Annotated in this window: 13 protein-coding genes and 1 pseudogene; 5 read left to right on the top strand and 9 right to left on the bottom strand. The window is 70.6% G+C overall.

Annotated elements, in window-relative coordinates; all coding sequences use genetic code 11:
• Nucleotides 1–267: 267 nt before the first annotated feature.
• The gene (locus AC0NH5_RS25770; RefSeq protein WP_474408420.1) at nucleotides 268–747 is read right to left on the bottom strand and encodes a DUF2231 domain-containing protein; all 480 of its coding nucleotides are present in this window, start codon (nucleotides 745–747) and stop codon (nucleotides 268–270) included.
• 176 nt (nucleotides 748–923) lie between these two features.
• On the opposite strand from AC0NH5_RS25770, the gene AC0NH5_RS25765 reads away from it, so the two are divergent.
• Nucleotides 924–1,358 carry a Fur family transcriptional regulator gene (locus AC0NH5_RS25765; RefSeq protein ID WP_474408418.1) on the top strand — a complete coding sequence of 145 codons (435 nt, stop codon included), beginning with the start codon at nucleotides 924–926 and terminating at the stop codon, nucleotides 1,356–1,358.
• A 161-nt stretch (nucleotides 1,359–1,519) separates the two neighbouring features.
• The gene (locus AC0NH5_RS25760) at nucleotides 1,520–2,371 is read left to right on the top strand and encodes an oxygenase MpaB family protein (protein ID WP_474408416.1); all 852 of its coding nucleotides are present in this window, start codon (nucleotides 1,520–1,522) and stop codon (nucleotides 2,369–2,371) included.
• Nucleotides 2,372–2,382: 11 nt separating this feature from the next.
• Here the strand turns inward: AC0NH5_RS25760 and AC0NH5_RS25755 are convergent, their stop codons facing one another.
• The 7 genes from AC0NH5_RS25755 to AC0NH5_RS25725 all read right to left on the bottom strand — a co-directional run bounded on the left by AC0NH5_RS25755 (nucleotide 2,383) and on the right by AC0NH5_RS25725 (nucleotide 7,339).
• Nucleotides 2,383–3,207, bottom strand: coding sequence for a RecB family exonuclease (locus AC0NH5_RS25755; protein WP_474408486.1), 825 nt, complete (start codon nucleotides 3,205–3,207; stop codon nucleotides 2,383–2,385).
• An 89-nt stretch (nucleotides 3,208–3,296) separates the two neighbouring features.
• Nucleotides 3,297–3,914, bottom strand: a complete 618-nt coding sequence (locus AC0NH5_RS25750) for a MarC family protein (RefSeq protein WP_474408414.1) — start codon at nucleotides 3,912–3,914, stop codon at nucleotides 3,297–3,299.
• A gap of 52 nt (nucleotides 3,915–3,966) precedes the next feature.
• Nucleotides 3,967–4,827 (bottom strand): PHP domain-containing protein, encoded by an 861-nt coding sequence (locus tag AC0NH5_RS25745; RefSeq protein ID WP_474408412.1) that lies wholly within the window; start codon nucleotides 4,825–4,827, stop codon nucleotides 3,967–3,969.
• Between the two features lie 19 nt (nucleotides 4,828–4,846).
• The gene (locus AC0NH5_RS25740) at nucleotides 4,847–5,656 is read right to left on the bottom strand and encodes a PH domain-containing protein (protein WP_474408410.1); all 810 of its coding nucleotides are present in this window, start codon (nucleotides 5,654–5,656) and stop codon (nucleotides 4,847–4,849) included.
• Between the two features lie 9 nt (nucleotides 5,657–5,665).
• Nucleotides 5,666–5,824 carry a hypothetical protein gene (locus AC0NH5_RS25735; RefSeq protein ID WP_014447648.1) on the bottom strand — a complete coding sequence of 53 codons (159 nt, stop codon included), beginning with the start codon at nucleotides 5,822–5,824 and terminating at the stop codon, nucleotides 5,666–5,668.
• Between the two features lie 131 nt (nucleotides 5,825–5,955).
• A complete protein-coding gene (locus AC0NH5_RS25730) occupies nucleotides 5,956–6,618 on the bottom strand; it encodes a DUF6758 family protein (protein ID WP_474408408.1) in 663 nt (220 codons plus the stop codon).
• A gap of 88 nt (nucleotides 6,619–6,706) precedes the next feature.
• On the bottom strand, nucleotides 6,707–7,339 hold the full coding sequence (locus AC0NH5_RS25725; RefSeq protein WP_474408406.1) for a TrmH family RNA methyltransferase: 633 nt from the start codon (nucleotides 7,337–7,339) through the stop codon (nucleotides 6,707–6,709).
• A gap of 472 nt (nucleotides 7,340–7,811) precedes the next feature.
• Between AC0NH5_RS25725 and trxA the strand changes: the two are divergent.
• The 3 genes and pseudogenes from trxA to AC0NH5_RS25710 all read left to right on the top strand — a co-directional run.
• Nucleotides 7,812–8,165 (top strand): annotated as a pseudogene (gene trxA, locus AC0NH5_RS25720) (thioredoxin); the annotation flags it as partial.
• A 314-nt stretch (nucleotides 8,166–8,479) separates the two neighbouring features.
• Nucleotides 8,480–10,558 carry an intein-containing Rv2578c family radical SAM protein gene (locus tag AC0NH5_RS25715; protein WP_474408404.1) on the top strand — a complete coding sequence of 693 codons (2,079 nt, stop codon included), beginning with the start codon at nucleotides 8,480–8,482 and terminating at the stop codon, nucleotides 10,556–10,558.
• A 320-nt stretch (nucleotides 10,559–10,878) separates the two neighbouring features.
• A complete protein-coding gene (locus AC0NH5_RS25710) occupies nucleotides 10,879–11,286 on the top strand; it encodes a CoA-binding protein (protein ID WP_474408402.1) in 408 nt (135 codons plus the stop codon).
• Between the two features lie 151 nt (nucleotides 11,287–11,437).
• Here AC0NH5_RS25710 and AC0NH5_RS25705 read toward each other — a convergent pair whose 3' ends face one another.
• Entirely contained in the window at nucleotides 11,438–12,247 is an 810-nt protein-coding gene (locus AC0NH5_RS25705; RefSeq protein WP_474408399.1) for an SDR family NAD(P)-dependent oxidoreductase, read from the bottom strand.
• Nucleotides 12,248–12,439: the final 192 nt, after the last annotated feature.

Here is a 12,439-nt window from a genome sequence, read left to right as displayed (position 1 = left end):
GATCTCCGGCATGACGCCACTGCGCCGGCCCGGTTCCTCCCCGGGCGGCGCCGCACCAGACAGTTCCGGGACGGCGCCGCATCAGACAGTTCCAGGCCGCAGCCGCCTCAGACAGTTCCAGGCCGCAGCCGCATCAGACAGTTCCAGGCCGCAGCCGCATCAGACAGTTCCAGGCCGCAGCCGCATCAGACAGTTCCGGGACGGACCTGACATGCGGCCCGCCCCGGAAGCGTCGTCAACAGGGGCCGGGTGGCCCTGGACGCGTCGTCAGTAACTGCCCCACACGGCGGTAGCGCCGGAGTCACCGGTCTGGAAGATGTAGTAACCGCTCAGGCCGGCCAGCACCACCAGGACCAGGGCGAACCCCAGATCGGCGACACGCGGCAGGGCGCGCGGGTTGCGCCAGGTCAGCGCGACCAGCACCAGGCTGACCACCCCGAGTCCGAGTGCCAGCCAGGCCGTCAGCGAGCCGTAGTCCATGTGCTGGTCGAGGATGACCTTCCCGGCGGGCGACACCCGGTTCTCCGAAAGCAGCCGGGTGTAGAACTCGCTGCCGGACTGCTTGGTGACCAGCGCGGCGGCCGGCGCGACTACGGCGAGGAGTCCCACCGCCCAGCCGAGTTTGGGACGCCAGGATGCCGCCAGGGCGTAGACGATGGCCCCCAGGCCGAGCAACGGCACGAAGATGACTGCCGCATGAAGCACCAGGATATGTACCGGCAAACCGTTGACCTGGTCAAACACCATTCCTCCTCGATCGGGTGCAGGCAAGCTTAGGGGTATTTGACGGCGCAAACATCCCCTCAAGAGCAAACTTCTGTATCGGTTTCGGCCAACCGGCCGTCAGCATCGTCACAGCGCCGCGTCCTGGTGCGATGACCGTCCGGGTTGGTGATTCGGTTCCCGCGTGTTGTCATGGAGCGATGTCCACCGGTGAAGAACTGCTGCGTACGCATGGCCTGCGGGTCACCCGTCCGCGCCTCGCCGTGCTCGAGGTGCTCAGCGCCGGCGGGCATCTCGAAGTGGACGAGGTGGCCCGGCGGGTCCGCACCAGGCTCGACTCCGTCTCCACCCAGGCGGTCTACGACGTGCTCGGTGCGCTGTCCCGGGCCGGTCTGGCCCGCCGGCTGGAGCCGGCCGGCAGTCCGGCCCGCTTCGAGGCGCGGGTCGGCGACAACCACCACCACATCGTCTGCCGCGGCTGCGGCGAGATCGCCGACGTCGACTGCGCTGTCGGTGAGGCGCCCTGCCTCACCCCGAGCAGCTCGCACGGGTTCGCCCTGGACGAGGCCGAGGTCACGTTCTGGGGTCTCTGCCCCACCTGCCAGTCCCGCCGCGAGGCCGACACCACGGCCTGACCAGCACGCCGCCAGGCTGACACCACAAGGCTGACCAGCAAGCCGCTGAGCCGGCACACCACCGTCTGACCGGCGGCCCGGCCGGGCCACTCGGTCTGCTCCGCCCCACTCGATGTCCTCGGCACGAGCCGATGGCGATTCCGCGTGGCAGTCTGGGTTGCATGGCAGGAGACGTCGGGCTGTTCGGGCCGGAATCGGTCACCTGGAAACTGCACAGCGAACCGATCCTCATGCTGGGCGGGCTCCGCTCCCTCTATCTCCAGGCGCTGCACCCCCGCGCCGTCGCCGGGGTCGCGCAGAACTCCGGCTACCGCGCCGACCCCTGGGGCCGGCTGATGCGCACGTCGGACTACGTCGGGACGGTGATCTACGGCAGCACCGAGGAGGTCCGGCAGGTGAGCGACCGCCTGCGCCGGCTGCACTCCCGGATGTCCGCGATCGATCCGGTTACGGGTGAGCGGTTCCGCATCGACGAACCCGACCTGCTCCGCTGGGTCCACGTCGCCGAGGTCGAGTCGTTCCTCAGCACGGCGGTGCACGCCGGCGTGCGCCTGACGCCCGACGAGGTGGACACCTATTACACCGAGCAGTTGCGGGCCGCCGAACTCGTCGGCCTGGACCCGGCCACCGTCCCCGCCACCGCCGCCGAGGTCGCGGACTATTACGACGCCGTCCGCCCGGAGCTTCGGATGACCCGGGACAGCGCCGAGACGGCGTTCTTCCTGACCGTTCCGCCGGCGCCCCCGATCGGCGGCCGGGCGCTGCGGCTCGGGCTGACGCTGGGGCCACCGCGCTGGGCGTATTTCGGGATCGCCGGCACCGCCATCGGGCTGCTGCCGCCGTGGGCGCGCAAGATGTACGGCGGTCTCGGCTGGCCCACCACCGACCTGGCCGCCCGCCTCTCGGTCCGTAGCCTGCGCGCGCTGCTCGCCACGGTCATGTCCACCCTGCCCAAGGAGCACCAGATCTCGCCGGTGCACCGAGCCGCCCTGGAACGCGCCGGCCTCGCCTGACCCGGCTCCGCTCAGCCCTGCAGGTGCTCCACCGCCGTCCACGGCTCCTTGCCCTGGGCCTGGGCCCCGGCCGGACACACCTTCCGGAAGTCGCACCAGCTGCACAGCGTCCCCGGGTTGGTCGGGAACGCCTCATCCGGGTCGGCGCCGCCGGCCACCGCTTTCTCCGCCGCCAGAATGTCGAGCGCCGTCTCCTCGGCACGCCGCACCTGCCGGGCCAGCGACTCGTCGGTGTGCTCGTGGACGGCGACCGTGCCGGTCGGCAGGTGGTGCAGCTCGACCCGGCGGGACGGCCGCCGGAAGACCCGCTGGGCGGCGAACGCGTAGAGCGCGAGCGCCTGCGAACCGCGGGCGTCGTCGGCGTCCAGCCCGGAGCGGCCGGTCTTGTAGTCGACGATCACCGCTTCCGGCCCGTCCGGGCCGGTGCGCCCGTCGATCCGGTCGGCCCGCCCGTTCAGCGCGAGGACCGAGGTCTTCGTCGCGACCACGCGCTCGACGCCGAGCGGCTCGTCGTCGGGGTCGAGGGTCGCCACATAGGTCTCCAGCCACTCCAGCGCCCGCTGGTAGACGGCCCGCTCCTGGTCGACGTCGCGGTATCCCTCCCGCACCCAGGTGGATTTCAGCAGGGTCGGGAGCGCGCCGGGGGCACGCCGCTCGACCGGCACCGCGTACCAGTTCTTCAGGGCGGTGTGCACGCTCGCGCCGAGCGAGTTGTGCGCCCACGGCGGGCCCTTGGGCGGGGTGGGGCGGTCGACGTAGGAATAGCGATAGCGCCGCGGGCAGTCGGTGTAGGCCCCGAGCTTGCTCGGCGTGCAGACGAAGAGCCGCTCGGGCATGCCGGCGAACCCGAGTTGCTCGGGGACGGCGGCACGGTTTCTGGTGGGGGGCACACGGCAATCCTGCCAGCACCCCCCGACAGGAAACGTCAGAGCCGCGGCGCGTACAGCTCGACGAAGGCGAAGATGGCGTCCGCGATGAGCTGGACCGCGATGGCCGCGAGCAGCAGGCCGGCGATCCGGGTGAGCACCTCGATGCCGGCCGGTCGCAGCAGCCGGACGATGACGCCGGAGAACCGCAGGACCACCCAGACGGCGAGCATCACGGCGAGGATGGCCGCCGCGATGACCAGATATTCGCCGTTGTTGTCGGCCCGCTGCACGAAGAGCATGGTGGCGACGATCGCACCGGGGCCGGCCAGCAGCGGTGTGCCGATCGGGACCAGCGCGACGTTGCTCGTGCCGACCTGGTCCTCGGGCGCGTCGGTCTTGCCGGTGAGCAGCTGCAACGCGACCAGCACCAGCAGCAGGCCACCGGCCGCCTGCAGAGCGGGAAGCTGCACGTGCAGGTAATCGAGGAGGGTCTGCCCGGCCACGGCGAACCCGACGATCACCCCGAGCGCCAGCAGGACGGCCTGGGTGGCGGCCCGATTGCGGGCCTTGGCGGGCAGGGCGCCGGTGAGCGCGAGGAAGACCGGCACCATGCCGGGTGGGTCGACGATCACCAGCAGGGTCACGAAGACCTCGCCGAACAGCTTGACATTCACCCGATCAAGGTAGGGCCCGGCCCCTCGCCGCCGCAGGCTCGTGCGTCCAGCGTCACCCCAGCACCGGCACACCGGTCGCCGCCGAGACGACCTTCTCGTACGCCTCCGGAGCCGTGGTGAAAGCTCCGAGCCGGACCGTCTTGTGCGTGCCGTGGAAATCCGAAGATCCGGTGACGACGAGGCCGAGCCGATCCGCCAAGGACCGGATCTCGGCCCGCTCGGCGGGCGAGTGATCCTCGTGGTCGGCCTCCAGGCCGAACAGACCCTCGTCCGCGAGGTCGGCGATCAGCTCGTCCGGCACCACCCGGCCGCGCTTGGTCGCCCGCGGATGCGCGAAGACCGCCACCCCACCGGCCGCACGCACCGCTCGGACAGCCTCGAAAACATCAAGATCACTTTTGGGTACGAAGTAACGCGCGCCCAGCCAGGCGGAGGCGAAGGCCTCGTCCGTGGTGCGGACCAGTCCCGCCCGGATCAGCGCCTGGGCGATGTGCGGCCGGCCGACCGAGCCACCGGCCGCGTACCCGTGCACCTCGGGCCAGGTGATCGGCACACCGTCGGCCCGCAGCTTCGCCACGATCTTCTCGGCCCGCTGCTCCCGGTCCGCGCGCAGCCGCGCCAGGTCGGCCGCGAGTCTCGGCTCGGCCGGGTCGAACAGATAGGCCAGCAGATGCAGGGGGATGGCGGGCTGCGCGCCGAACCAGCGGCAGGACAGCTCGGCGCCACGGACCAGCCGCAGCCCCGCGGGCCGGGCCGCCTCGGCCTCGGCCCAGCCACCGGTCGTGTCGTGGTCGGTGATCGCCATGACGTCCAGGCCGGCCGCGGCGCCCGCCCGCACCAGTTCGGCCGGGGTCAACGTGCCGTCGCTGGCGGTCGAGTGGCAGTGCAGGTCGATTCTGGTCACCGCGATCACGCTACCGCCGGGCTCCCGGTCAGGCGTCTTCTCCCTCGTCGTCCTTGCCCAGCCGGGCCTCGACGGCCTGCGGCTCGTACATCTCCTCGACCACGCGGAGGTAGAGCTCGTTCGGGTTGGGCAGGTGCTTGACCTCGCGCAGCGCCTGGTCCTGGCCGGCCGACTCGAGCACGAACGTGCCGTAACTCAGCATCCGGCCGAGGGCGGACTGCTCGTACTTCATGTCGGTGACCCGCAGCAGCGGCATCATCGCCACCTTCCGCGTGATGATGCCGTTGACCACCATCACGCGCTTGTTGGTGAGGATGAAGCGGTCGAAGTACCAGTCGAAGACCTTCCACGCGACCCAGCTGATCACGCCGAGCCAGATCAGCACCGCGACGGTGACGAGACCGTCGACGTTCTGCCGGGTCAGGAAGCCGGCGAGGTATCCGAGCGCGAGGGTGGCGCCGGCGCCGATGCCGAGCGGGCCGGAGAGGTGGATCCAATGTCTCTTCCACTCGCCGCGGTAGCGCTCGGTCGGGAAGAGATAGCGGGCGACCAGCGTGGTCGGCTCGTCCTCCAGCGGGAGGAACCGGCGCGGGCCGCCGCCCCGGTCGAGACCTTCCAGCTCCTCCTCGGTGAAGCTGGGCGCCTCGTACTGATCCGGTTCGTCGTACACCTCGCGGCGTTGGCCACGTGCGTACGCCGCATCGTCCCCATAGGGATCGCGCGGGTAGTCAGGATCGTCGTCGAAGGCGGCCGGGTCTTTCCACCCGAAGCTCTCATCGTCATCCCGAGGGCGGCCAGCACCCTCACCTCGCGGGTCGCGCGGCTCACCAGGATCCATGTGGCGATGCTATGCGACGAGGTCGGTGAAGAACGTGCCGAAGCCTCGTGCGATGTCGGCGATCGTGCCTCCGAGTGACTCGAAGACCGCCGCGGCGGATCTCGGGTTGAAGGCGATGAAGAAGATCAAGAATGCAATACCAAGCCAGGTGAGGACCTTCTTGATCATGGCGGGCCTTCTCCTCCGGTGCGGGTGACGTTCAGCGCCGCGGCAGTACTGACGGTATCAGCTTCGTCGCTTCGTGTGAACAAAGTGCCCGGAAAGCCGATTGCCATCTCTGCAGGTCACACTCGAGAGAGTTAGGCGCGACCGTGCAGATAGGGCGACGGCGCCCCGAACACGAGCTCGGGCGGCACCCCTTCGGACAGGTCGTGCAGGACGACGTGCTCCGCGAGGAGATAGCCCGCGCTTGCGGGCCACGCTACCGCATAGAGCCACATTCCTTTTGCCTCACTCACGTAGGCGCTTCGATCTTCCGGTGACTTCACACACCACAGTGGAGTGGGATGGCCGGCCGCTTTGATCTTCGCGTGTGGACCGGCGTGCTGGCCCCGCTCGGCGAGCGCCTCGGAGAGCAGATGGCCGGGGTCGATGCCCGGGATGCCGGCGAACCGCGTGCCCAGCCCGACGCCGGGATGCTCGGCGATCAGGACGAGATCCGCCGGGCCGCCGGCGAGCGGATCGGGACCGCTGCAGGCGAGGGCCGTCGCTCGTACGCCGAAGCGGTCGTCGCCCGACCAGGCGACCCCGGTGACCATCCATCCGGGAGGCAGCGGCCAGGGGCACCAGAGCGGCGTACGCTCCGCGCTCGACGCCGACTCCCGCAGCACCGCCCCGACGATCTCCGCGCTGATGTGCTCAGCGACGTGGAACGGCGGAACGTCGCCACAGCTGTCGCACCGCCAGTTGCTGTGCATCAGGTCCGGCCTGCGAACCTGAGCAGCGCATCTGGGGCAGCTCACCGTGACACCCACACTTCATACCGTGCTGGTCCCGGGAGCCGCCGTCAAGCGGATCGGCAGAACACGGGACCGGTGGGGTCCCCGTGCCTCAGTCCGGTGGCGCACCGGCATGGGCCCGGATCCAGGCGTGCATCGCGATGCCGCTGGCGACCCCGGCGTTGATCGACCGGGTGGAGCCGTACTGCGCGATCGAGAACAACTCGGCGCAGGCAGCCCTGGCCGGATCCGACAGCCCCGGCCCCTCCTGACCGAAAAGGAGCACGCAGCGCCGCGGCAGGGTGACAGTCTCCATCGGGCGGGAACCGGGCAGATTGTCGATACCGATGACCGGAAGGTGCTCCGCGGCGGCCCAGCCGACGAACTCCTCGATGGTCGGGTGGTGCCGCACATGTTGATAACGATCCGTGACCATCGCACCCCGGCGGTTCCACCGGCGCTGCCCCACGATGTGCACCTCGGCGGCGAGGAAGGCGTTGGCGTTGCGCACCACGGTGCCGATGTTGAAGTCGTGCTGCCAGTTCTCGATGGCGACGTGGAAGCCGTGCCGGCGCGCGTCGAGATCCGCGACCACCGCCTCCCGGCGCCAGTACCTGTACCGGTCGACCACGTTGCGCCGATCGCCGTCGCGCAGCAGCTCAGGATCGTAATGGTCGCCGGCCGGCCACTCGCCCGGCCACGGCCCCACGCCGACCTCTGCTGAATCTTCACCGCCCGCCGTCATGGGGCGTTAGGCTACTCATCCGGCCCGGCTCGACCCGGAGTCACCCGGTGGCCTCAGGACCGGCAGGAGACGCAATGAGCGGCGGGGCCCTCCCCGGCACCCGCCGCCCACGCTCTGTTGAGTTCAGAGTCTGCCTTACCGTCCGTATCCATGTGAAGGTCTTTCAGATGTGACACAGCTCACATTTAGGTTTGTTTACTGTTAATAAACCGGCATGGGCACGCTCCCAACAGTGGTGGGGCGGATGGACAAATCGCCTACATCCCGAGATGCCGGGCGGGACTCGCCTATCCCCGCTGTCAGCAAACGGACACTCTGCGCCTACCTTCGGTTACCATGAGTTGCCCCCGGCTTTCGAGCCGGTCTGACCCGAAGGTGCCCCACGACACGTGTCGAGGTGCCCGCAGCGGGAATGGTGGGTGGGTAACAGAGGTTTCACCGGACGAAAGCGATTCCCGCAGACGGAGGCATCATGGCGACGGTTGCGCTGACCACAGCGAACTTCGACGAGGTCACCGGCAAGGACGGCATCGTCCTGGTCGACTTCTGGGCCAGCTGGTGCGGGCCCTGCGTACGGTTCGCGCCGACCTACGAGCGCTCCTCGGAGAAGCACCCGGACATCACGTTCGGGAAGGTCGACACCGAGGCCGAGCAGGCCCTTGCCGCCAAGTTCGACATCCGGTCCATCCCGACGATCATGGCCGTTCGCGACGGCGTGGTGGTCTTCTCACAGCCGGGCGCCCTCCCCGAGTCGGCGCTCGAGAGCCTGATCGAGAAGGTCGAGGAACTCGACATGGACGAGGTTCGCGAGCAGATGGCGGCCCACCGCAAGGCCGCGCACAGCGAGCCCACCGAGGCTCAGGCCGACGCCGGGGCGACGGCCAAGACCGAAACGGCCGCGGAGAAGTCCGAGACTCCGGTCGAGGACGAGCCGACGGCGGAGAAGGTCGAGCAGACCGCGGCCGCCGGCCGCAGCTGACACTTCGAGTTCGAGAAGGGCCCGGGGACCTCATGGTCCACGGGCCCTTTTCGGTACGCGCGCCCGGCACCTCTCGGGTCCGCCCGCCGGACGCGGATGTTCTTCGGGTGAGTCGGCGAGGGCGATGGACATGATCTAGAACGTGTGTTCGAATACTCGCCATGCGATGGTCCACCCTGTCGGCTCGCGCCGACGACGGCTCGCTCCCGGACAGGGCAGCGCCGGCGGCTCCACCCCTGCCGTTGGCGCTGCCCGGCGCGACCGTCCGCACCTTCTCGACGCCCGGCTTCGCCGGGATGACGTTCTACGAGGTGCGGGCTAAATCGCTGATCAACCGGGTGCCCGGCACCTCGCGCGTGCCATTCGAGTGGACCGTCAACCCCTATCGCGGTTGCTCGCACGCGTGCACCTACTGCCTTGCCGGTGACACGCCGATCCTGCTCGCCGACGGCTCCACCCGGCGGCTCGCGCAGATCCGCCCCGGCGACACGGTGATGGGCACGATGGGCGCCGGCGCACACCGGCGTTACGTGCCGACCACGGTGCTGGACCACTGGGCGACGAGCAAGCCCGCGTTCCGGGTCACCCTGACCGACGGCACCAGGCTGGTCTCCAGCGGCGACCACCGCTTCCTCACCGACCGCGGCTGGCGGCACGTCAGCCCGACCGAGCCGCATCTGCCGGCGCTCGCCGTCGGCGACCTGATGTTCGGCGTCGGCCACTTCGCCGAGCCGCCCAAGGAATCCCCCGACTATCAGGCCGGCTTCCTCTGCGGCCTGCTGCGCGGCGACGCGGCCGGCAGCGGCGCGGCCCGGGAGGGTGACGCCTGGATCCGGGCCGACGGCTACCTCGACGACGTCTCGCTCACCGACGCGCTGCGCTGGCCGGAGCAGCCGACCGCCGACTGGAGCCGAGGCTTCCTCGCCGGAGCGTTCGGCGCGGTCGGCCGCACCGACCGGCTGGCCGTCGTCTTCGAGAGCGTCGACCAGGCCTATCTGCGGCGGGTCACCGAAGCTCTCACCCGCCTCGGGCTGGCCGCACGCAACCCGGCCACCACGCGGACCTTCGCCTCGGCCCGCTCCCGTCCCCGGTCCCGGCTCGACCAGGACGGGCCACTGCCGCTCGGGCGGGTCGAGACGGAGCGGCATCTGGAGGCCGCGCTGCGGTTCCGGCACGCCACCGGCGCCGCCCTGGACCCGCTCGACGCGTCCGGGGTGGGCGTGCGCACCGCCCGGCGGCTGGCCGTCGCCGACATCGAGGACCTCGGGCTCACGCTGCCGCTCTTCGACATCTCCACCGGCACCGGCGACTTCATCGCCGACGGGGTGGTCAGCCACAACTGCTTCGCCCGCAACACGCACACCTACCTCGACCTCGACTCCGGCAACGACTTCGACACCCAGATCGTGGTCAAGGTGAACGCCGGCGAGCTGATCCGCCGGGAGCTGGCGAACCCGCGCTGGTCCGGGGCGGCGATCGCGATGGGCACCAACGTCGACGTCTACCAGCGCGCCGAGGGGCGATACCGGTTGATGCCGGAGATCCTGGCGGCGCTGCGCGACCACGCGAACCCGTTCTCCATCCTCACCAAGGGCACGCTGATCCTGCGCGATCTCGACCTTCTCCTGCAGGCGGCCGAGGTGACAAGCGTCGGCCTGTCCTTCTCGGTGGGCTTCCTCGACGAGACCGTGTGGCGCTCCGCCGAGCCCGGCACGCCCAGCCCACGCCGCCGGCTCGACGCGGTCCGCCGGCTCACCGACGCGGGACTCCCGGTCAACGTCCTGATGGCGCCGATCCTGCCCGGCCTCACCGACACCGAGGAGTCCATCGACGAGACGGTGGCCGCCATCGCCCGCGCCGGGGCCACCAGCGTCACGCCGCTCGCGCTGCACCTGCGGCCCGGCGCCCGCGAGTGGTACGCGAAGTGGATCGGCCAGTCCTACCCCGAGCTGCGCCCGCGATACAGGGAGCTGTTCGGCAACGGGTCCTACTCGCCCCGGGCCTACCAGGACGAGATCGGCGCCCGGGTGCGCATGGCGGCCCGCCGGCACGGCCTGCACCGGCAGCAACCCGCCGAGGCACGCCGGGTCACCGACGCGGAAGGCCGGGATGCCAAGCGGCCTGCGCCCGAGGCGGAGGGCCGGGGCGCGAAGCGGCCCACGCCCGGCCCGGAGGGCTCGGGTGCGGAGCGGTCCGCGCAGTCGAAGCGGGCCTCCGGGGATCAGCTCACACTTCTCTGATCCACGCCTCCCAGCAAGGCTTTCGACTCTGCCCCGGTGGGTGCGGCTGCTTGACCGGGGCCGAGGCGGTGCGGAGGTATGCGCGAACCGGGGGGCCGCGCATACCTCCGCATGCCGCCGCGGGCTGCGGCGAGCAGCAGCGGGCTGCGGTGGGCTGCAGCGGGCTGCGGTGGGCTGCAGCGGGCTGCAGCGGGCTGCAGCGCTCAGCGCTCAGGGCTCAGGGATCACGGATCGAGGCTTGGGGCTCGGGCTCGGGCTCGGGGCTCGGTGAGCTTGGCGACCGCGTCGTGGATCATGGTGGGCGCGGATAGTGTTGGGGGATGCGGAGCGCTCAGCAGATCTTGGCGGAAGCGAACGTCATCGCCGTCGTGGGAGCGTCGCGGGAGCCCTACAAGCCGTCGCACACGGTGCCTCTGCAGATCCTGCGGCACGGGTGGCGGATCATTCCGGTGAACCCGTTCGCGGACGAGGTGTTCGGTGTGAAGACGGTGCCGACGCTCGCGGACATCGGCGAGCCGGTCGACCTGGTCAACATCTTCCGGCCGGCGGCGGACGCGGTGGAGATCGTGCGGCAGGCCGCAGCGATCAAGGCCCCGGCGGTGTGGTTGCAGAGCGGCATCGTCTCGGCGCAGGCACGGCGGATCGCCGAAGAGGCCGGCATGGAGTACGTCGAGGACCGCTGCATGGCTGTCGAGCGCGCGGTCGGGCAGCTCACGAAGCTGCGCTGAGCCCCCGGCGACCCACACCCCGGAACGGTAGCTGCAGCCCGAACCGCCGGAACGAGTGCCCTGGCTCGCGCCCCTGGAACGGGAGCGGCGTGCCACCCCGGTATCGGGGCGGCACGCCGGCTACGTGTCCGGCTCGCGGACCGGGCTCGGCTCAGCGGAACTGGGCCTCGCGGACGCTGTTACCGCCGTCCACCACCAGCATCTGGCCGGTGATGTAGGAAGCGGCTGGCGAGCAGAGGAAGGCGATGGCGGCGGCGACCTCATCCGGCGTGCCGGGACGGCCGATCGGGGTGCCGAGGCCCTGCTTGATCTCGGTGACCGTGGAGGCCGCCGTGTAGATGGTGCCGGGTGCCACGCAGTTCACGTTGACGCCGTCGGCCACCAGCTCCATCGCGAGAGCCCGGGTCAGGCCGACGACGCCGGACTTGGCCGCCGCGTACGCCGCCTCGGTGGGCAGGGCGTTGACCGGCCCCGCGGTGGCCGCCAGGTTGACGATCCGGCCCCAGCCGCGCTCCGACATGCCGCCGACGAAAGCGCGGCTGCACAGGAAAGCGGTGCTCAGGTTCCGGTCGATCTCGGCCCGCCACTCGTCCAGGGTGAGCTGCGCGACCGGGCGCAGCACCTCAGGACTGGTGCGGCTGGCCAGGCCGGCGTTGTTGACCAGCACCTCGACGTCGCCGAGCTGGTCCGCGACCGCGTCGGCGAGCGCGCCGACCTCGGACTCGTCGGTGAGGTCGGCCACGAAGCCGGTCACACCGAGTTCGGAGGCCCGCTCGTGAATCCGGCGGGTGGTCGACACGATCGCCACCCGGGCGCCGAGGTTGCGCAGCCGCCGGGCCGTCGCATAGCCGATGCCGTCGGGACTCCCGGCGCCGGTGACAAGGGCGACCTTGCCGTCCAGGCGCATCGTGATCGGGGCTTCGCCGCTTCCTTCGATCTCCGCTTCCACGACTTCCAACATATCCGGCTGGTCGAAGCGTTCCGGGTCGGACCCGGGAGCGCCCGAATTGGGTGGTCGGCCGTCTGCGGGGCGGGTGGCGTCACGCCGGGAGGGGCTGCCCCCGGCGGAACGTGCGTCGAAGACCATGCGGCGATCCTGCCCGCTCGCCGGGGGAGGGGCAAACATCGCCTCACTGTGGCGTACCCGGTACGG

The sequence above is a fragment of the Actinoplanes sp. 13 genome (genome assembly GCF_056134165.1).
Note: the sequence above shows the minus strand (reverse complement) of the source record. Positions and strands in the feature narration are given on the sequence as shown.